Source organism: Clostridioides sp. ZZV15-6598, from assembly GCF_020657705.1.
GTDB classification, from domain to species: Bacteria; Bacillota; Clostridia; order Peptostreptococcales; family Peptostreptococcaceae; genus Clostridioides; species Clostridioides difficile_F.
This window is the reverse complement of sequence record NZ_JAGWCS010000001.1, coordinates 12,753-33,179: the sequence shown is the minus strand read 5'-3', so window position 1 is coordinate 33,179 and position 20,427 is coordinate 12,753. Positions and strand designations below refer to the sequence as shown.

Sequence of the window (20,427 nt, the reverse complement as noted above, 5' to 3'; positions counted from 1 at the left end):
CCTTTTTATCTGCTTTACTTGTTTGTCATTTATTTTCTTTTCTTTTTCTTTAAGTTTCCAAAAAACACTTTTTTAGAGTTATTCATATATTTTTCAAGTTTATCTAGATTTATCTTCCACAAAATTATTACATAAACTATAAATAATATAATAGCCCATCTATATTCTATCATCAATATAAAATCAAAAACTCCATGTAATAAAATCGGAATTAATACAGCCATAAATAAGTATTCACGTTTCTTAATTTCATTCCCCTCAAACTTATACTTAGAAATATAATATCCCATAGTAATAGCAAACATTACATGAGCTGGAATGGAGATAACTGCTCTATTAATACCCACCTGTAGTGCTAAATTTCCACTTTCAGAGAAAATATAAACTATATTTTCAATTGTTGCAAATCCTAAAGATAAAAATACAGAATAAATAATACCATCTAGTTTTTCAGTAAAATGCTTTTCTTTAATCAATGACGGAATTAGTATTAAAGCCTTTACACCCTCTTCCACAAGACCTGCAACTATAAATGATACATATAATAATTCTGAATATCCTTCAAATACATTAAATTTCATTAATAGATTTTCTAAAAGAATAATTATAACACTTAAAAAAGCACCTATCATAAAAAACTTAATTAAATGAATTAATGGTTCTCTACAATATTTATCTTTAGATCTTATCCAAAACATGCCTATTAATATAGGTACTACTGCCAATAAAAATAAATCCAGCTTCATAGGTAATTTTCCTTTCAAAGTTTTTAATTCATTTATGTTTTATAATTACTTCTTATTTTTAGTTTATTTGTGTTTTAAATATACACTTACTTTTAATTTATTTTTTTCTATATTTCTATTTTCTCTAAGCTTTTATTTTAAATTTTTCTACACTCAAATTTATATATCAAACTTTTTATCATTAAATAAGTTAAAAACGCTCAAAAAAATTTAAATTTATATCTATATTATTTAACAAATCTCAACCTATATTCATATCTTGAAATATAAGGGAATTAAATTCATTTAAAGAAAGGGTGATTTGATGCAAGATGGTTTCTTAACAGTAAGTATAATTGATGCTACTAACAATAGACCCATTCAAAATGCAACAGTAAACATATATTCAATGTCTAATGGTAGCCAAAGCTCATCAACTTTATACCAGAACCTAATAAGTAATGAATCTGGTCAAGTGACTGGATTAGTATTACCAGCACCAGATGTAGATTACTCTCTACAACCATCTGAGGTTAGGCCTTACAGTCAGTATATAGTAGAAGCTATAGCAGATGGATATGAAACAGTTGTCATAGAAGGAACACAGTTATTAGCTACAATTGAGGCGAGACAAGGAGTTCCTATGTTTCCTAGAACAAGAAGTAAACGTTCCTTTTCAAGACAAAGTGAATTGATTTTTGATATAGGAGAACATACTTTATATGGTACTTATCCTCCTAAGATTCCAGAAAGTAACCTAAAACCATTACCACCACCTACTGGTTTCGTTGTATTAGATAACCCTGTAGTGCCTGAATTTATAGTAGTTCATGATGGTTTGCCAGAAAATACATCAGCTGCAAATTATTGGATTCCATTTAAAGAGTACATTAAAAACATAGCCTCATCTGAAATATATTCAACTTGGCCTGAGCAGACAATCTACGCAAATGTAATAGCTATAATATCATTTACTTTAAATAGAGTCTTTACTGAATGGTACAGAAACAAAGGATATAATTTTACAATCACCTCATCAACAGCATATGACCATAAATTTATAAATAATAGAAACCTATTTGAACCAATTAATGTAGTTGTAGATGCTATATTTAATACATTTATAAAAAGACCTCCTACCGCAAGACAGCCATTATTAGCTCAATATTGTGATGGTCAAAAATCTCAATGTCCTGATCAAATGACTCAATGGGGTAGTAAAGACCTAGGTGACCAAGGATACGATTATGAGGCAATACTAAGATATTTCTATGGAGATGAAATAGTATTTGAAAAAGCTCCTATAGTTAGTGGTGTACCAGTATCATTTCCTGGAACTACGCTACAAGTTGGTTCTTCTGGACAATACGTTAGAACTATACAAAATCAGTTAAATGCTATATCTAATTCTTATCCAGCTATACCAAAAGTGAGAGAAGATGGAATATATGGCACAGATACAGAAAATGCTGTAAAAATATTTCAAGGGATTTTTGGTTTACCTCAGAGTGGAGTAGTAGATTTTAAAACATGGTATGAAATATCTAGGCTTTATGTAGCTACAACTAGAATAGCTTCTTTAAATCCTCTAATTTAGATTTTAACTAACTTGTTAGCTTAACATAAAAAATGGCTGTTATAAACTATTATGATTATAAGTTTTTTAACCTATAATCATAATAGTCTTAGCAGCCATTTTTTGTAGTTATAACTTATTATTTTAGAACCTTAAAACTCTTAAATGGGGGATTTTAAGCTTCTTAAAAACAGTAATTAATATTCTTAATTTAATAACTCTAACTTTACTAATAATCTTAGTTTGTAGCTTTAGATTTGTTGGCTAATGCTAAAATTAATCCTAGAGCTATAGATGCAAAAGCAGAAGCAATTACTCTATATTCAGCAGGGAATAAGAATACAATTGTATGACATGGTATCCAGAAAAATGGTATAGTTTTTAAAACACTAAAACCAAGATAGGCATTCCAGTCTACAACATTTACTACATCTTTAAGAGCTACCTTAACACCCTTTCCAACTTCGTATTTTTTATCTATAAAACAATCCATAACCTTATGGAATAAAAATACAGTTGGTGACATTAATATATTCATAGTTGCACTCTTAAATAGAGCATTTGCAAAAGCTATTCCTTCAAATGGAAGCATACCATCTACTTGTGCTTGCCCTACACCTGATGAATAAATTGACATAGCATATGTTGTAACTAAACCTATAATTCCCCAAACTACAGCTCTGTAAAAAATTCCTACTGGTATTTTCCAGTCTTTATGCAAAATTCTAGCACCAAGTAAGTCTCCCATTGTTGCTAGCACAGCAAACTTGAAAAAACCTCCAATATATGGATGTGCACCTGTTGCTGCCATAAATACTGCTCTACTACTTGGTATCACTAAAATAGCAATAAGACAAATAAGAACTCCACCCCATATAAAATCGCCTTTTTTCATATTATAAATACTATTTAATAATCTAAATAGTTCTCCTTCCTTTCAAGTATTTATTTCTTTGCTATCTCTATATAAATATGTTTATTCAATATTGCTTATTTAGGTATTCATTTTCCATATTTAAATTAATAAAATTTCATTTTTAAATAACTATCTCTGTAAATAACTATTACATTAAATAACTATTACATATAGTTTTATTTTGTAATTATTTCCCTAACCTTTTATATATTGTATTTATAATTAAATATTCCTAACCCTTTGTGTATTATATCTACAATTAAATGTTCCTAACCCTTTTACATTATATAATTATTTTTTATGACTCTTTATGTAGTTTTTTATCTGTAATTTTTATTTTCTAAATATTCATTCCTTCTTTTAAAGCTTTTATATTAATTTCTATAAACTTAGGCTTAACCTGTTGTGATACTATCTTTTCCCAATCTATGTCATTTTCTAACTTTAAAGCCTTAATCAATGCTCCCAAGAGTACTACATTCATAACCTTCTCATTTCCAAGACCTCTGGCAATATCAACTGCCTTTATCACTGTTACATCCACTTTTTCTTTAATATCGTCTATTATATTTTCAGGATAATCCACTCTACCTGTTAAAATTGGTGCGGAAGGCATTTCATAATCATTTACTACTAATTTGCCATCAGGTTTAAGAAAATCAAGATATCTTAAAGCTTCCATAGTCTCAAATGAAACTAATACGTCAACATCTCCTTTTCCAAGTATAGGAGAGTGTACTTTTTCTCCATATCTAACCTGTGTTGTTACACTTCCACCCCTTTGAGCCATACCATGAACTTCTGACATCTTAACATCATATCCAGCATCTATAAGCCCTGCAGAAAGTATTTTACTTGCTAAAACAGTACCTTGACCTCCTACTCCTGATAGTAATACATTTTTAACCTTTTTCATTATTTTTCACCAACCTTTTTTATAGCATTTACTGGACATACTTGTGCACATACTGTACAACCTACACATTGAGCTTGATTTATACTTGATTTCTTTTTAGATTTATCAAATCTCAAAGCAGGGCATCCTGTTGTAAGACATTTCTTACATCCAATACATTTCTCATCATCTACGCTACAAATTGATGGTGTAAGGTCAAATCTTTTTTTATCATCTTCTGTAAATTTTTTTAATGCACATGGCCATCTAGTGATTATTACTGAAGGTTCATCAATTGATAAAGCCCAATTTAATGCTTCTTTAACTTCATCCAACATGTTAGGGTCTACTACTTTTACGTTTTTGCAACCCAAAGCTTTTACTATAGTCTCAATGTCCATCATTTCAGTAACATCACCTTGCAATGAAAATCCAGTTCCAGGATTTTCTTGATGACCAGTCATTCCAGTAATTCTATTATCAAGAATACATGTTACAGTATTACTTTTGTTGTAGATTATATCTATGAGACCATTTATTCCTGTATGGAAGAATGTTGAATCTCCTATTGTAGATATAGTTCTCATGCTAATATTATTTTTAGTAAATATCTTTTGTGCACCATGAGCTACACCTGGCCCTCCTCCCATACATATACAAGTATCTTTAGCATTTAAAGGCTCTGCTCCTCCTAGACCATAACATCCTATGTCTCCACTTATAAGTACATTTTTAACCTTCCCTAGTTCATAGAAGAATCCCCTATGTGGACATCCTGCACATAATGTTGGAGGTCTGCCAACTATTTTTTCGTGGCTATACTCTATTAGCTTTCTTTCTTCTCCTAAAATTGATTGTGCTATAATATCTGGATTTAACTCACCTATATTAGGTATCTTTTCTTTTCCAATACATGGTATGTTATTTTCTTTAAGATGTTCTTCTATATAAGGTTCTAATTCTTCAATTACATAAACAGTTTCTACTTGTTCTGCAAAATCTCTTATCTTCTTTGTTGGAAGAGGATATGTAAATCCTAACTTTAAATATGATACAGTATCTCCAAACACATCTTTAGCATACTCATAAGAAGCTCCTGAAGTTATCACACCTATTTTCTTATCATTCCATTCTATAAAATTTAAATCAGTTTCATTAGAAAACTCTTCAAGCTTTTTTAATCTATCTTCAAGTTTAATTCTCAATGCTCTTGAAGTTGCTGGAATAGCATCAAACTTAGAAAGATTTCTTTCATATTTTTTTACAATTGTTTCTTCTTTTTCTCCTAACTCAACAAGTCCTTTACTATGACATATTCTCGTCACCATTCTAAATAAAACTGTTGTATCATATTTTTCACTTATCTCAACAGCAGCCTTTAGCATATCCTTACATTCTTGGCTGTTGCTTGGTTCTATCATAGCTATCTTTGCAAATTTAGCATAATGTCTATTATCTTGTTCATTTTGTGATGAGTGCATCCCAGGGTCATCTCCAGATACAATAATCATCGCACCATTTACTCCCATATATGCATATGTAAATATGGGGTCTGCAGCAACATTTACTCCAACATGCTTCATAGCTGCAAGGGCTCTACCTCCTGCAATGGATGCTCCTATTGCTGACTCTACTGCCACTTTCTCATTTGGTGCCCACTCTGCAATTATGTCATCTTTATATAGTGCTATATTTTCCAATATTTCAGTACTTGGTGTTCCTGGATAAGCAGCTGCATAAGATATGCCTGCTTCATAAGCACCACGTGCTACTGCCTCATTTCCTGTAAGCAATTGTTTCATTCCTTCCCCCTCCTTAGAAATAATACCTCTTTGATAACTTAGTGTATTTGTTAGTGATACATTTTAGAAGCTATCAACTATATATTTATTATCAATACAATTTAAATATTGATAGTAAATAATAATATGAATCCATAAATTTATAATATTGTTCTTATTTTATTTACTAAGCAATTGCCATGCCAATAGCCTTAATTTTTTTAAAACCCATTTTTAAAATACCAAATTGCCAATTTTCTTTAGATTTTAATGGCTCTAATAATTAAGAATTAATTTTCGTTAGAATTTTCATAATATTTTTAATATTATTTTAAATAAAAAAAAAGTAATGTTAACATTTCTTAACATACATTAAAAAATGTTAACATTACAAGCTGAATTAGTACTCTTATTTTGGCTAGATTTACTTTTGTATCATTTAATTATTTAACGACCATAGAAACTTATCAATCCATTTCCATTATCTATTCTAATAGGTTTCATAATCTTTAATCCTTCATTTTTTATTTTATCTAAATCTTTTTCCATACTCTTAATTGTATTTTCAAGGTCTTGTGAACTTAAATCTTTAACTTGTGTAGTGTCTTTAGCATATGCCTTTAACTCTTCAATACGCTTAGCATACTCTTCATAAGTGTAATACTCAACTCCATATTTTTCTAAGTCAGCAGGCTCAGTTATTCCTGATTTTATTAGAGAATCAAACTTCTCTAATGTAATATTAGATACATCACTACTTCCATCTGCAAATACTGCTCCTGTTCCTCCTAATACTATAGCAGAGGCCATCATTGTACTTATAAGGGATTTTTTTATTTTCACAATTCATCTTCCTTTCTTAGATATTTATTTGGGTAGCGTAGCTCACTATGACTATTGAGATAGTTATCAATTACACTTTTAGACTATCATGATAGTCATATTTATGTCAAGTGCTTCTATAAAGTTTTTTGGTAAAAATCCCTATTTTGAATAAAAAAAGTAATGTTAACATTTCTTAATATACATAAAAAATGTTAACATTACAAACTGGGTTTAATACTTTTACTTTGACCGGATTTACTTTTATACTATTTAATTTGTTTATTTTTTACTTCTCTATCTTCACGTAGACTCTAGGTCTTTTGTTATCGTTTCTTTGTTACTTTTTTTATGCTTATTTACTATGTTCAATTACGCTTATTTAGTTTTTTAAATACTTTTACCACTTGTCACTAAAAACTTAATATTAATTATTCAGCTCTAGATAAAGAAACTGCCAATTGAGTTCCATCTTCATTATCTATTACGATAGGTTTCATAATCTTTAATCCTTCAGTTTTTATCTTTTCTAAATCTTGCTCCATAATCTTAATTGTATTTTCAAGGTCTTCTGCACTTACATCTTTAACTTCTGATGGGTCTTTAGCATATGCTTTTAACTCTTCAATATGCTTAGCATACTCTTCATAAGTATAATACTCAACTCCATATTTTTCTAAGTCAGCAGGCTTAGTTACCCCTGATTCTACTAGAGATTTAAATTTAGATAACTCAATATTAGATACATCGTCATTTCCACTTGCAAATACTGCTCCTGTTCCTCCTAGTACCATAGCAGATACCATCATTGCACTTATAAGGGATTTTTTTATTTTCATAATTCATCTTCCTTTCTTAGAGATTTATTTTGGTAGTGTAGTTCATAGTGACTATTGCAATAGTTATTAACTACATCTTTAGACTATCATAGTAGTCATATCTATGTCAAGCATTTCTATAAAATTTTTTAATAAAAAATACTATCTCAAAATAAATTTAATTATTTTAAGATAGTATCCCTAATTCTCAACCCATCTTTATTTGTAATATATCTAGTTACTTTTAGAAACTTTGTATTGCACTTTATTATTTGTTAAACCATTCATACTTTTTGTTACGGATATGTTCTTAGAAACATTATCAACTGGTACACCTGAATACTTTAACATATTAGAATATACTTCTTCGCCATCAGCCTTTGAACTAATTTTCTGGTTTACATATGTTTCTGATGTACTTAAGGCAATACTTCCATTACTTTCGTCTGATAATCCCACAGAAATATTTGTATTATTTGTTTTGGATTCTATCTTCAATGGCTGACCTCCTATTGAAAAGTCACTTGTATTGCCTTGCTCATGTTCCATTAGATTAAAAGATTCAACTTCATCAATTTCTTTATTTCCAGTTGCAAAGACAACACTAGTTCCACAAATTAACACAGCTGAAACTAAAAAAGTAATATAGGTTGATTTTTTAAACTTCATAACATTGACTATTCTTTCTTCTATCTTTGTCTTTCCAAATCCATTACAAAGTGTCATTGGAAATGTATTATGTTCCTCTGCCAAACTTATAAGCGCAGTTGCATAATCAGCTCTATATTCTTCACCAACTATACTCATTACCTTTTCATCACAACTAAATTCTATATCTTTATTCAATAAAAAAAGCATCACCCAAACCAAAGGATTAAACCAATGGACAGCAAGTCCTACAAGCATAAATAACTTCAATATATTGTCAAACCTATTGATATGAACCAGTTCATGAGTTAAGACAAAGTTTAGAGTTTGGTTATTGCTGTAGTCCATTTGTTTTGGCAAAATAATATTCGGTTTTAAAATACCAGTTGTAAGAGGTGTTTTAGTAAATTCAGAAATACAAACAAAAAATTTTCTAAAACACTTATTATCATATGCCCACTTTTTAATGAATTCATGATTTTTTATATGTATCGAAGTTTTAAAAAGATTAATCATTCTGATATACTTAAAGCATAAAAACATAATAAAAATAATAGAAATTCCAAACGTTAAAATACTTGAGATTTCCAATACTGTAAAATTCTCAAGATTAAATAAAGCTTTAGAATCTCCAAAATTGTTCTTACTTATAGAATTATTAGTTTTTTTAATTGAATAATCCACAGCAGATGTATTTCCCAATTGAGCATCAAAATTTGACTCAATAATGCTATAAATACTAAAAGTAGAATTTAAACTTACTGGTATTAAAAGTTTAAACAGAACAACCAGCCATAATAATACAAATACTTTTTTAGGCAATTTTTTAAACAAACATGCTCTTATAAAAATAACAATTAAAATTAAAACCCCAGAAGTAACACTCATTTCTAATAATTTAGTGAACATTAATCTTACCTCACTTTAATTTTTCAACAATCTGTTTAAGTTTTGTAATCTCATCACTTGAGAGATTTTCTTTATTAATAAAAGCTGAAAGAAATCTTTCTGAAGACCCTCCAAACATTTTATTAATTAAGCTTTCTGTTTCATGTTTCTGAACTTCTTCTTTGCTTATTAAAGGTTTACAAACAAAGTTTGGTTCAATTCTTTCTATTGCACCTTTTGATACTAATTTTTTTATAACTGTATACGTAGTGTTTCTATTCCATCCTGTCTCTTCCTTTAAAACTTTTACTAATTCCCCTGCCTTACTTTCTCCTATCTCCCATAGAACTTCCATCACCTTAAGTTCTGAATCAAATAATTTTATTTCCATATAAAATCGCTCCTCAAATATGGTTATCACAATAGTCAATATTATAATTTAAAACTATCACAGTAGTCTATGTGATGTCAACCATTTATTTTTTAATAACAAAAACTGTCCTTTGAAGAAATAATTCTTGTAAAAGACAGTCTTGTCATTTTTATACTTTAATATCTAAATAAAGCTTTATTTTATTTAACTATAAAACTATCTTAATACATAGAATAAGATTTTTCCTTATCTAGTAATATATCTTCTACATCTGGATTATCTTTTAATAATTCTCTATAGAAATTACAATTAGTAACTCCTATATATGGAACTAACCATAACAAACCTATTCCTAAAGTGAATATAGTCAATATATACCATCCTATAAAGCTAAGATTTAATACAAATAGTTTGAGTACATTTCCTTTCATCATATCTAAGCTAGCACCCATTGCTTTAAATACGCCTAAATTATCTTTGTCTTCACATATTAAAAAAGCAGCTTGAGAAATATATAATAGCAATATATAAACTGGTAACATCAATACAATTATTATAATAAATAGAGTTATGGCAGTAGAAATCACAGTTCCTACTCCAATATTATTACTTGATAGATATTCAATTGCTCCACTAGTAAATAAAACTCCAATTGACAAAAATGCTCCTATAATTGTGATTATAAAAGAATAAATGTAAACAGCAATTGATTCTAATATATAAAGTCCAAAACTTCTTAAATAAATTCTTCCATTTACGAAGATATCTCCCATCTTGACTTTTTTATCTTTAGTAATCTTTAAAAACATGCATGTAAATCCTGCTGCAACTAAAAAACCTATTATCGCTACTATGATAGTAGTTAAAGGTTCAAAAGGCAATCCTATAAATGATATAGCTACTATCAACGCAATATATATTGCCATATTAATTGCACATGTTCCCCAGTTTCCAGATAACTGAGCTTTTGATACTCTTTTTAATTCTTGCCTTGATAACATAAAAAACACCCCTTTCATTTTATATAAAAAATCTCCCTAAAAACATATAAATAAACTTTTATCATATAATATAATATTAATATATCATATTTTCGACTATATAACACACAATTATTCACCATGTTTTATCAAGATATAGCATAATTGTATTGAAAGTTTTATATAGTCAAAACTGACAAGTATATCAAATAAATTTAAAAGATAGTATTCAATAAATAATAAAATAAACTATCTCTCAAACAGTTTATTATATGTTTAAAAGATAGTTTTAGTGTCTTTAAAATAAATTAAATTGTATATATTCCTTCACATAATTTTTGTATATTGCTAGGTGGTTGCCATTTACCATCTTTTTTAGTATATGTAATTGAAGTTGTGACATCCTTAGTTGGCTTTTTGTTGTAAAGGTCTATAATCATTTTTGCCATATCGTCTTGAACTTCTTTTTCTGCTTTGTTGTAATTATTTTTATCAGTTACATATGATTTTACTAAATCGTTTGCTTCAGACATTACTTTACTAGTATCCAATGCTTTACTTACAACTTTTAAAGTTATCTTATCCTTACTAGAAGAATCTACTGTTACTGTCTTTTCAACACCTTGTATTAATTTAACAATTGTGTCATATATCTTTTCAGCATTCTCTTTTCCATAAAGAGGTGTTAATTGAGCAAGCATTGAAACTTTATCTGTGTTATTATAAGTTTGAATTTGTTTATATTCAGCTTCTGTTAAAGCATCAGAAATACCTTTTTCATCGTATTTATACATTTCTAGTGCTGCTAAATTAGCTTCAAAATTCGACTTTACTTTTTCTTCTGCATTAGAACAGCCTATAGTTAGAACTAAAACTAAAGCCATAATAGAAGATAAGATTAATTTTTTTACCATTTTCATACAAATATCCTCCCTCAGTTAATTGAATAAAAAAATTTATTTATTAACATTATAGCATAATTTTGTCTAATTATAAGTTTATTTTGAAAATTTTACCACTGCCAGTCTGTTCCAATCCCTCTATCTTTTGCTTTATCGTATATTCTTTTTGCTGTTACGACATCTTGTACACCTATTCCGACACTTTTAAACACAATTATTTCATCATCATTTTCTCTTCCAGAAATAGTTCCATTTATAACATTTCCTAAATCACCACTAAAATCAGCTTTACTTATTTTACCTTCTTCTAGAGGAATTAATATATCTCCTGATTCTGATAAAACTGCATCTGTTGATTCAAAAAATATCTTAGATGCTCTAGTTAAACAAGTTGGACACATCTCTTGCATATCTGGTAAGTATGAACCTACAGCACTTACTAATGCTCCCTTTTTCACTAAATTTCCATCAAATACCGGTTTTTTGGATGTAGTTGCTAAAACTATTACATCAGCATTATCTATAGCTTCATCAGATGACTCAGCTGCAACTATTTTAGTGTTATATTTGCTTAGCTTTAAGTTCATTTCTTCGGCAAATTTTTCTCTACTTTCTTTATTTCTACTAAAAACTCTTACTTCATCTAAATTTCTAGCTTCTAACATAGCCTCAAGTTGTGATTCACCTTGTCCTCCTAAGCCTATTAAAGCCCCTATCTTAGAATCTTTTTTAGCCAAAACATCTATAGCTGCACCAGATGCTGCACCAGTACGAACTTGAGTTATGTAAGTCCCATCTAAAGCAGCACATACTTCTCCAGTCTCCCCATCTAATAATAATACTGTTGCTGGAATTACTGGTTTGCCTTTTTGAGCATTTTTAGGGAATACAGATACAATTTTTATTCCTGCGCACCCTAAGTCTTCTACATATCCTGGCATAAATAACATACTAGCATCCTGACTTGGAACTGGTATATTAGTTCTCAAAGGAGTTACACTTTTCCCTTCACAATAAATTCTAAAAGCTTCTTTATCAGCCTCAATTGCATCTCTCATAGTAAATACTTTTTTTATGTCGTCTTTTTTTAAAAGTAGCATTTTATATACCCCCAATTTTAATAAGTTTCTATGCTAGATATTATAACATAACATTTTAATACAAATTCTATTTCATGTTAAATAAATATATTTCAAATTAAACAATGCTATTTCAAATCAAACAAATCTACATACTCAGATTTTAACATATAACTTATTAGTTTTTTATTTATTGAAAATTCTGGTATTCCAGCTGCATATGGAGTTATATCATATAAATCAAAATATATAACTAAGTTATCATCCTGCAAATAAAAATTTTGATTTTCTTTTATTCCCTTAAAATTATATATTCCTACATTTTCTTTATCTTTCTTTTCTAAATCAGTTATTTGTTGTTTAATTTCCTCATCTATAACTTCTTTATATTTAGTATTATCTTTAAATAAGTCCATTAATTCTAAAAACTTCCCTGTTCTCATATCTACATTATAAGCTATATCTTGATAATATCCATGTGCTCCACCACTGTAAGTATAATACCTTACCTTTATACTAAGAGCAGAATCAGTATTCTTTTTAAGCTCAAAATCTACATTTGCAACAAATTTATTTTCTTCATCAGGATTATCTTTAAGGTATTGTTTTGCCTCTTTATACGATTTATTATAAAATTCAAATATATCATTTTTTATTCTATCATTTGTAGACCTTTCAACAATCTTATTTGAATTTGTTATTATAGGCATATTTATAGTACTTTCTATATATTCATCATTTTTCACTATTGTTTTACTTCCTATTGTGCTTACTGATAAAGTTTGTTTACTATCTGTAGTATCTTTTGGCAATGATTGATTGCTCATAACGCTTACAGCTTCTTTATCTTTATTTAGATTAAGTAAAGCATCTTTCCCCAAATTATTATATCTATAGTCATGTTTAATTGCTAAAACAGCTATTATAGTCAAGGATAAAACAAACACATATCTTAAAACTCTAGCTTTCGTATTCACTTTAAAAAATTTCATATTATCATTTTCCTCCTAAATATAAATCTCTCTTATTATATTTGGAGTTTCTAGGGTTTTTTATCCATATATTTTAATAAAAGATTAATTTTTATTTATAAAAATTAATCTTTCTCTTTTCAAATATTAAGATGACTTATCAGACAACTTGAAATTTTATCAAGTGGTAATTGGATTACAACAGAACCCCTATCAAACGCTACCATTGGCATTCCGTATACAATGCAAGAATTTTTATCTTGCCCAATTGTAAATGAACCTCTTTCTCTCATTTTCAAAAGTCCAGTTGCTCCATCTGAACCCATTCCTGTAAGTATTATCCCTATTGAGTTTTTACCTGCTACTTGTGCTACTGAATCAAATAAAACATCTACGGATGGACAATGTCCACTTATTCTTTCCCCTTCTTCACAAGTTACATAATACCCATCTTTATCTAAATGTAATTTCATTTGATATCCACCAGGTGCAATAAGTACATTTCCTTGCTCTACTCTATCATTATTTTTAGCCTCTCTTACATTCATAATACACTGCTTATCAAGTCGTTGTGCATACATCTCAGTAAATATAGCTGGCATATGTTGAGCTACAACAACCCCTGGTGTAGATTTTGGTAAGTCTTTTATAATCTCAAGTATTGCTTCTGTACCACCTATAGATGCGCCTATAGCAATGACCATGCTATTAATATTTTCCACATTACCGCCCCCACAAAATCATATACCCAAAATATTCTTCTATTTTTTATAAACAGCAGGTTTTACATAGTTGTATTCTGTATTTCTTCTATTTACTATCTCTGCATGACCTACAAATAAAAAGCCATCTTTTTTAGTTACATCATAAAATTTATTTATAAGTTCTTCTTTTGTTTTTAAATCAAAATAAATCATAACATTTCTACAAAAAATCAAATCAAAAAGTTGATGTGAGAAATCTTCAATTAAATTAAATGGTTTAAAAAATACACTTTTTCTAATTTTATCACAAACTTTAAATGTACCATCTTTATTATCTATGAAGTATTTATTCTTCCATATTTTTGGAACATTATCGACATTTGATTCTGTGTATATAGCTCTTTTAGCCTTTTCGAGTGAATTCATTGAAATATCTGTAGCTATAATTTTAATATTCCACAAATCTTTCTTACTCCCAAAATAATCATCTAAAATCATAGCTATCGAATATGCTTCTTCTCCACTAGAGCAACCTGCACTCCATATATTTAAGTTTCTGAGTTTATTATTTTCTTCCCAAAAAGGAAGTATATTATTATACATATACTCAAAATGCTGATGTTCTCTCATAAAAAATGTATGATTTGTGCTCAACCTATTTATTAAGTTTATAGCTTCATTTCCTGTCTTATCTCTAAATAATAGGTTCATATATTGACTAAAAGAGCTAAACTTTCTCTCTCGCATTGTATTATATAGTCGTCCTTCAATTAATACTCTTTTTTTGCTTAAATCAATTCCATACTCTTTTTTTATATAGTTTACAAGAATTTTAAATTCTTCATCAGTAAGCTTTATCATACAAAAAACTTCCTCCTGCCAATTTGTCAAAGCTAATTACATGCTGCCAATTAGAAACTTTCGAATATCTAAAATTAATATAGAATTATCTCCAACTTTTACAATCTCTTTTATATCTTTATTTATATTTATGTTGTTAGAAATAGTTGTCTCTAGTAAGTTTAAGTTATCTATAAGAATGACATCAACAACTTTATCTACAATAATTCCAACTTGATACTCATCAACTTTTGTAATTATTATACATGTTCTCTCATTATAATCAACTTCAGGAAGATTGTATCTAATGTGCATATCAATAACTGGTATAATTCTTCCTCTCAAATTAATAACTCCATTTATATAATTTGGAAGACGTGGTACATATGTTATTGGTTGAAACCTTATAGTCTCAATTACATTTTCTAATTCTATTCCATAAATAACACCATTAACATAAAATGTTAATACTTGTTTAATAATCTCATCTGTAGACATACTTTAAATCCCCTAATATATTTCCATAATGTTATCTGCATCTATAATCAGACTTATACTTCCATCACCAAGTATTGTGCATCCTGAAAAACCATTATTTTTCATATTAAATCTGTTAAAATAAACTGGAAATGGCTTTACTACAACCTGTTGAGTTCCTATTATTTCATCCACAAAAATACATACTGCTTTATGCTCATTTTCTATGATTATCATATTTCCATTTACTAATTCAGTTATATCTGTATGAATATCATATATTTTATGTAATCTTATAATAGGAATACATGCTCCATATATCGTAATTAATTCTGTTCCACTACCATCTTTAATTACTTGGCTTAAATCTGCAAGTTTAAATGTACTTCTTATTGATGATATTGGCAAAGTAAACATCGAGTTTCCAACTTTGAACTCCATACCTTCTACTATAGAAAGTGTCAATGGTATTTTTATAGTAAATGTTGTTCCTTCATCTTTTTTACTTTTTACACCAATTGAACCTCCAACTTTTTCAATACTTTTACGAACAATATCCATCCCTACTCCTCTACCAGAGAATTCAGTTATAGATTCCTTTGTAGAAAATCCTGGAGTCATAATTAAAGAATTAATTTCATCATCAGTATATTCATTAATTTGATTTTTAAGAAGACCTTGTTCTTTAGCTTTTTCCAAAATCTTATCTTTCATAAGACCTCTGCCATCATCTGAAATACTTATGACAGCTTCTCCGCCTAAATTTTCAGCAGATAAAATTATCGTTCCTATTTCTTTTTTACCTTTAGATATACGTTCATCAGCAGGCTCTATTGCATGGTCCATAGCATTTCTTATAAGATGCATAAATGGTTCTGCTAAATTATCTATTACATTTTTATCTACTTCTGTTTCATTTCCTATAGTTATTAGCTCAACATTTTTTTCTAACTTTTTATTCATATCTCGTACAATTCTATGCATTTTTTGAAATACACCTACAATTTTAACCATACGCATTGACATCACTATATCCTGCAATTCATCTGTAAGCTTATGTAATTGTCTTGTTGCTTTATTGAAATTATCTATATCAACACCTGTAGAATCTACACTATTTACAACCATTGATTCCATAATTACAATTTCTCCAACTATGTTTTGAAGTAAATCTAGCTTTTCTAAATTTACAGTCATAATATTTTGTTTACTTATTGGCAAATGTTCATTTTCTTCAATTAAGTCATCTTGTTCTAGGTCAATTTCCTCATTTAAAACACTTTCTTGTAACTCACTTTTTTCTTTTACAAAATTATTTTCATCTTTGGAATTTATCTCCAAATTAGTTTTTAGCTTTTTTCCCAACATATTATCCTGTTTTTCACTTGTATCTATATCATCTTTATCAATATTTGAATACTCTTTTACATATAGATTATCTTTTATTGTTTTATAAATTATTTTTTTATCATCTTTCGCGATAAATTGTATATAAAATCCATATTTTTTAATATATTCTGCTGTATCTGTATTCTTTTCTACATCCTCAGGATAAAACGCTAGAAATTCACAGTAATCTTGCAATTCAAATGTAAGCATAAAAGCTCTTACATTTTCCATCATACAATCTTGTTCAAAAACTATTTTGACTATGTCTGAATCTTCTTTATATGAAAAATTTAAATTAGTTATTTCTTTTTCGTATGTGTCTTCTAGGTTCAACTTATCTTTTAATTTTGTAGAACTAGATAGTTCTAGAGTACTTACATAATCTTCAATATCTTTTATAAAGTTAGAGCAATCAGAAGTTATACAATCTCCTGATTGTAATTTCCCAACATCAGATTTTATAAAATCTAATGCTTGAAAAACTAAATCAAACAATAAATCATTATCTATAATCTCTATTTTTCTTTCACGTATAATATAAAACAGGTCTTCTACACTGTGTGCTAAAGCAGACATATTGTCTAGACCCATCATAGAAGCTGAGCCTTTTATTGTATGCATAATTCTAAAAGTTTCATTAATATTACTGTCGCTAAATACTCTTTCTTTTTCTGTCTGAATCATAATTTCATCTAATTGCTCGAGTAATAGACTTGTCTCAAATATAAACATATCTAACATTGGTCTCATACTTGGTTCAATATAATTCATATTTATCACCTACAGTCGACAAATAAATTTCTATTTTTCATTATATATAATATTCTATAATCTAAATCCACGATGATTTTCTTATCTCACTTTCTTTTAGATGAAATTTTTCTACTAATTCTTTTAAAATTTGTGCTTGGGCAGACATTTCTTCTGAAGCTGCAGCACTTTCCTCTGCTGTTGCAGAGTTCATTTGAACTACTATTGAAATTTGTTCTATTCCAGATAAAATCTGTGTAATTGCTATCTCTTGACTATGTACAGATGAAGAAATTCCATTAATATAATTAGTAGTTTTTTCTACACCATTTACAACTAAGTCTAATGCATTTGCAGTTTCTTTTGCAATTTTGACACCATTTCCCACTGTTTTAATAGCTTCTTCTATAAGAATTGTTGTGTTTTGAGCTGCTTTAGCACTTTTTCCAGCCAAAGACCTAACTTCATCTGCAACAACTGCAAATCCTCTACCATATTGACCTGCTCTTGCTGCTTCAACAGCTGCATTTAATGCAAGAATATTAGTTTGAAAAGCTATCTCATCTATAGTTTTGATTATCTTTGATATCTCATTTGATTTTTCACTTATTTCCCCCATTGAGGTCATCATATCATCCATACATCTACTTCCAAATCCAACTTGTAGAGCTGATTGGTCAGATACTTCACATGCAAGACTAGCACTATCTGCACATTGCTTAATTCCATCAGATATTTCATTAATTGTAGAGGCTAATTCTTCTACTGAACTAGCTTGTTCAGTAGCACCCTGCGAAAGAGCTTGTGCCCCTGCTGCTACTTGTTCTGATGCACTTGCAACTTGCTCAGCTGACAGATTTATTTCATAGAAATCATCATTAAAAGAATTTATTATACTTTCTAATGATGTTTTGATTGATTTAAAATCTCCTATAAATTCTTGTTCTATGTCTATTCTTAAATCCCCTTTTGCAATACTAGTTAATGTACTGTCTATGAGGTCTATATAATTTAACAACATATCTTGCATCTTTTTAACAGAACTTACTAACATTCCTATTTCAGATTTACTTTCTTCAACATCTATACTTGTTCTTAAATCACCAGATGCAATTCTTGAAAAGTGTTTTTCTACTTTATTAATAGGAATTACTATCTTTAGTTTTATTACTGCATATTCTATTATTGTTAATATTATTAATAGTGAGAGTATAAATATCGTTCTTAGTATCAAACTTTGTAATTCTTTTTTGACTTCCACAATTTCAGCATTTGAACGAGTAACTACATCTTCTTGAAATTCATCTATTAAAGAATCCATTTTTTCTTGAGATTCTACATATTCGCTACTAAAAATTATACTTTGAGCTAAACTCTTGTCATTACTTTCAACTGCATTTATAGCACTTTGTTCTTTTGGTACCAAAGAATCAGATATCTCTTTAGCTTCCAAAATTTTATTTGACTCAGTCTTTGTAAGACCAACTTTTTCAAGTTTATTTAAAGCAGATTCTCTTGTTTTTCCATATAGTTCTTTTTCATAGACATCTTTATCCTTTTTTTCACCTGTAAAAACGTACCTTCTTAATATGTCACAAACTTCTCCTGTTGTATCTTTTATATACTGACTTTGATTTCTCAAATTGTTCATGTCATTGATACTTTTTTCCACTTTCTCAAATGCTTTATAAGATGAAATTGAAGAAAAAATTCCTGCCATAACAGCTAGTACTATAATAATTAGCAACAATATTGCCAATTTGGAAAGCTTTACTTCTCTTTTCATATCTATACTCCTTTATAAAGTAAGTTTATCAAGATATCAATCTATATCTTCTTTAGTCCATTCATTGTACTTACTACACTGCAATCTTTTCCTAGATTTTTACCCTCGTACATTGCCTTATCTGCTAAGGATATATTTTCTTCTAATGATATATTGGGGTTTACCTCTACTACTCCTAATGTAATAGTACATTTTATTTCATTTCCTTTATAGTTAAATTCAAATTCCTTTATTTCTTTGCGAATTCTCTCTGAAAGTATTTTTGCTCCTTCTATTGAGGTATTAGTGAGCATTATCAAAAATTCTTCTCCACCCCATCTTGATACAGTATCAATTTGTCTACAATTCTTTTTGATTATACTTGAGATTACTGTTAGCACAAAATCCCCTGCTTCATGACCATAAGTATCATTAATAACTTTAAAATCGTCAATATCTCCAAGAATAAGAGATACTGTTTCATGACTATATCTATTAATTTTTCTTTGTTCCATAAGCTGATTAATTATATGACGTCTATTATAAAGACCTGTAAGATAGTCTCTTACAACTAATCTATTTAATTTTTCAAGAGAAGATTCCAGCTCATTATTTATTTTTCTTAATTTATCTTGAGATTTTTTGACTTCAATGTGAGCCATAACACGAGCTTTTAATTCTGTCATACTAAAAGGTTTTACCATATAATCTATCGCTCCTACTCCAAAACCCTTTACTACATCTGTATCTGTATTTTTTGAAGTTATAAAAATTATAGGTATATCTTCTGTACAAATATTAGATTTCAGTTCTCTACACAATTCAAATCCAGAGTTGTCTGGTAAAATTATGTCAAGCAAAATAATGTCTGGTGTACACTCTTTAATACACTCTTTGGCTTCTATTGCATTAAATGCTTTTATGACTTTAAAATTATCTTTTGTAAGTGTTTTATCTATTAAATCGCACATTAGAACACTATCATCAACGACTAAAATTGTTCCTTGTTGCTTATTTTCCATATCCAAACCTCTCTTAAACATAATATATTCAAATTTTAATAATTTAAAATTCTTATACTTAATAATTATAACACTATAGTTCTAAATGTTCCCATTATAATATAAT

The 20,427-nt window shown here is 28.5% G+C and carries 19 protein-coding genes; 1 reads left to right on the top strand and 18 read right to left on the bottom strand.

Annotated elements, in window-relative coordinates:
- Positions 1-29: 29 nt before the first annotated feature.
- Complete coding sequence (locus KGF50_RS00150; RefSeq protein ID WP_227846276.1) at positions 30-764, bottom strand: PrsW family intramembrane metalloprotease; 735 nt, start codon at positions 762-764, stop codon at positions 30-32.
- A 286-nt stretch (positions 765-1,050) separates the two neighbouring features.
- On the opposite strand from KGF50_RS00150, the gene sleC reads away from it, so the two are divergent.
- On the top strand, positions 1,051-2,322 hold the full coding sequence (gene sleC, locus KGF50_RS00145; protein WP_227846275.1) for a spore cortex-lytic germination protein SleC: 1,272 nt from the start codon (positions 1,051-1,053) through the stop codon (positions 2,320-2,322).
- Between the two features lie 217 nt (positions 2,323-2,539).
- Here the strand turns inward: sleC and KGF50_RS00140 are convergent, their stop codons facing one another.
- From KGF50_RS00140 to KGF50_RS00060, 17 genes are all read right to left on the bottom strand, one after another.
- Positions 2,540-3,196 carry a hypothetical protein gene (locus tag KGF50_RS00140; protein ID WP_227846274.1) on the bottom strand — a complete coding sequence of 219 codons (657 nt, stop codon included), beginning with the start codon at positions 3,194-3,196 and terminating at the stop codon, positions 2,540-2,542.
- Positions 3,197-3,557: 361 nt separating this feature from the next.
- Positions 3,558-4,133: an indolepyruvate oxidoreductase subunit beta gene (locus tag KGF50_RS00135; protein WP_227846273.1), complete on the bottom strand. Its 576-nt coding sequence runs from the start codon at positions 4,131-4,133 to the stop codon at positions 3,558-3,560.
- Positions 4,133-5,914, bottom strand: coding sequence for an indolepyruvate ferredoxin oxidoreductase subunit alpha (gene iorA / locus KGF50_RS00130; protein WP_227846272.1), 1,782 nt, complete (start codon positions 5,912-5,914; stop codon positions 4,133-4,135). The genes KGF50_RS00135 and iorA overlap by 1 nt, the downstream gene beginning before the upstream one ends.
- Before the next feature lie 426 nt (positions 5,915-6,340).
- A complete protein-coding gene (locus KGF50_RS00125) occupies positions 6,341-6,736 on the bottom strand; it encodes a hypothetical protein (protein WP_227846271.1) in 396 nt (131 codons plus the stop codon).
- A 410-nt stretch (positions 6,737-7,146) separates the two neighbouring features.
- Complete coding sequence (locus tag KGF50_RS00120; protein ID WP_227846270.1) at positions 7,147-7,554, bottom strand: hypothetical protein; 408 nt, start codon at positions 7,552-7,554, stop codon at positions 7,147-7,149.
- A gap of 213 nt (positions 7,555-7,767) precedes the next feature.
- On the bottom strand, positions 7,768-9,090 hold the full coding sequence (locus tag KGF50_RS00115; protein ID WP_227846269.1) for a M56 family metallopeptidase: 1,323 nt from the start codon (positions 9,088-9,090) through the stop codon (positions 7,768-7,770).
- Between the two features lie 10 nt (positions 9,091-9,100).
- Positions 9,101-9,460, bottom strand: coding sequence for a BlaI/MecI/CopY family transcriptional regulator (locus KGF50_RS00110; protein ID WP_227846268.1), 360 nt, complete (start codon positions 9,458-9,460; stop codon positions 9,101-9,103).
- Positions 9,461-9,663: 203 nt separating this feature from the next.
- Positions 9,664-10,443, bottom strand: coding sequence for a DUF975 family protein (locus KGF50_RS00105; protein WP_227846267.1), 780 nt, complete (start codon positions 10,441-10,443; stop codon positions 9,664-9,666).
- A gap of 287 nt (positions 10,444-10,730) precedes the next feature.
- A complete protein-coding gene (locus tag KGF50_RS00100; RefSeq protein ID WP_227433627.1) occupies positions 10,731-11,342 on the bottom strand; it encodes a hypothetical protein in 612 nt (203 codons plus the stop codon).
- A 92-nt stretch (positions 11,343-11,434) separates the two neighbouring features.
- Entirely contained in the window at positions 11,435-12,424 is a 990-nt protein-coding gene (locus tag KGF50_RS00095; protein WP_227846266.1) for an ornithine cyclodeaminase family protein, read from the bottom strand.
- Positions 12,425-12,531: 107 nt separating this feature from the next.
- Positions 12,532-13,395 carry a DUF3298 and DUF4163 domain-containing protein gene (locus tag KGF50_RS00090; protein ID WP_227846265.1) on the bottom strand — a complete coding sequence of 288 codons (864 nt, stop codon included), beginning with the start codon at positions 13,393-13,395 and terminating at the stop codon, positions 12,532-12,534.
- A 119-nt stretch (positions 13,396-13,514) separates the two neighbouring features.
- Positions 13,515-14,096, bottom strand: coding sequence for a CheB methylesterase domain-containing protein (locus KGF50_RS00085; protein ID WP_227846264.1), 582 nt, complete (start codon positions 14,094-14,096; stop codon positions 13,515-13,517).
- Between the two features lie 39 nt (positions 14,097-14,135).
- Positions 14,136-14,939, bottom strand: a complete 804-nt coding sequence (locus tag KGF50_RS00080) for a CheR family methyltransferase (RefSeq protein ID WP_227846263.1) — start codon at positions 14,937-14,939, stop codon at positions 14,136-14,138.
- Between the two features lie 36 nt (positions 14,940-14,975).
- Positions 14,976-15,416 (bottom strand): chemotaxis protein CheW, encoded by a 441-nt coding sequence (locus KGF50_RS00075; protein ID WP_227846262.1) that lies wholly within the window; start codon positions 15,414-15,416, stop codon positions 14,976-14,978.
- Between the two features lie 12 nt (positions 15,417-15,428).
- Positions 15,429-17,555 (bottom strand): chemotaxis protein CheA, encoded by a 2,127-nt coding sequence (locus tag KGF50_RS00070; RefSeq protein ID WP_227846261.1) that lies wholly within the window; start codon positions 17,553-17,555, stop codon positions 15,429-15,431.
- A gap of 61 nt (positions 17,556-17,616) precedes the next feature.
- Complete coding sequence (locus tag KGF50_RS00065; protein ID WP_227846260.1) at positions 17,617-19,320, bottom strand: methyl-accepting chemotaxis protein; 1,704 nt, start codon at positions 19,318-19,320, stop codon at positions 17,617-17,619.
- A 41-nt stretch (positions 19,321-19,361) separates the two neighbouring features.
- Positions 19,362-20,321, bottom strand: coding sequence for a diguanylate cyclase (locus KGF50_RS00060; protein WP_227846259.1), 960 nt, complete (start codon positions 20,319-20,321; stop codon positions 19,362-19,364).
- Positions 20,322-20,427 lie beyond the last annotated feature (106 nt).

Bases quoted from the DNA above. Each gene is read 5' to 3' on its own strand.
- KGF50_RS00105 (WP_227846267.1), bottom strand. From the start codon at position 10,443: ATGTTATCAAGGCAAGAATTAAAAAGAGTATCAAAAGCTCAGTTATCT.
- KGF50_RS00120 (WP_227846270.1), bottom strand. From the start codon at position 7,554: ATGAAAATAAAAAAATCCCTTATAAGTGCAATGATGGTATCTGCTATG.
- KGF50_RS00110 (WP_227846268.1), bottom strand. From the start codon at position 9,460: ATGGAAATAAAATTATTTGATTCAGAACTTAAGGTGATGGAAGTTCTA.
- KGF50_RS00080 (WP_227846263.1), bottom strand. From the start codon at position 14,939: ATGATAAAGCTTACTGATGAAGAATTTAAAATTCTTGTAAACTATATA.
- KGF50_RS00075 (WP_227846262.1), bottom strand. From the start codon at position 15,416: ATGTCTACAGATGAGATTATTAAACAAGTATTAACATTTTATGTTAAT.
- KGF50_RS00065 (WP_227846260.1), bottom strand. From the start codon at position 19,320: ATGAAAAGAGAAGTAAAGCTTTCCAAATTGGCAATATTGTTGCTAATT.
- KGF50_RS00095 (WP_227846266.1), bottom strand. From the start codon at position 12,424: ATGCTACTTTTAAAAAAAGACGACATAAAAAAAGTATTTACTATGAGA.
- iorA (WP_227846272.1), bottom strand. From the start codon at position 5,914: ATGAAACAATTGCTTACAGGAAATGAGGCAGTAGCACGTGGTGCTTAT.
- KGF50_RS00070 (WP_227846261.1), bottom strand. From the start codon at position 17,555: ATGAATTATATTGAACCAAGTATGAGACCAATGTTAGATATGTTTATA.
- KGF50_RS00135 (WP_227846273.1), bottom strand. From the start codon at position 4,133: ATGAAAAAGGTTAAAAATGTATTACTATCAGGAGTAGGAGGTCAAGGT.
- KGF50_RS00060 (WP_227846259.1), bottom strand. From the start codon at position 20,321: ATGGAAAATAAGCAACAAGGAACAATTTTAGTCGTTGATGATAGTGTT.
- KGF50_RS00090 (WP_227846265.1), bottom strand. From the start codon at position 13,395: ATGAAATTTTTTAAAGTGAATACGAAAGCTAGAGTTTTAAGATATGTG.
- KGF50_RS00140 (WP_227846274.1), bottom strand. From the start codon at position 3,196: ATGAAAAAAGGCGATTTTATATGGGGTGGAGTTCTTATTTGTCTTATT.
- sleC (WP_227846275.1), top strand. From the start codon at position 1,051: ATGCAAGATGGTTTCTTAACAGTAAGTATAATTGATGCTACTAACAAT.
- KGF50_RS00100 (WP_227433627.1), bottom strand. From the start codon at position 11,342: ATGAAAATGGTAAAAAAATTAATCTTATCTTCTATTATGGCTTTAGTT.
- KGF50_RS00115 (WP_227846269.1), bottom strand. From the start codon at position 9,090: ATGTTCACTAAATTATTAGAAATGAGTGTTACTTCTGGGGTTTTAATT.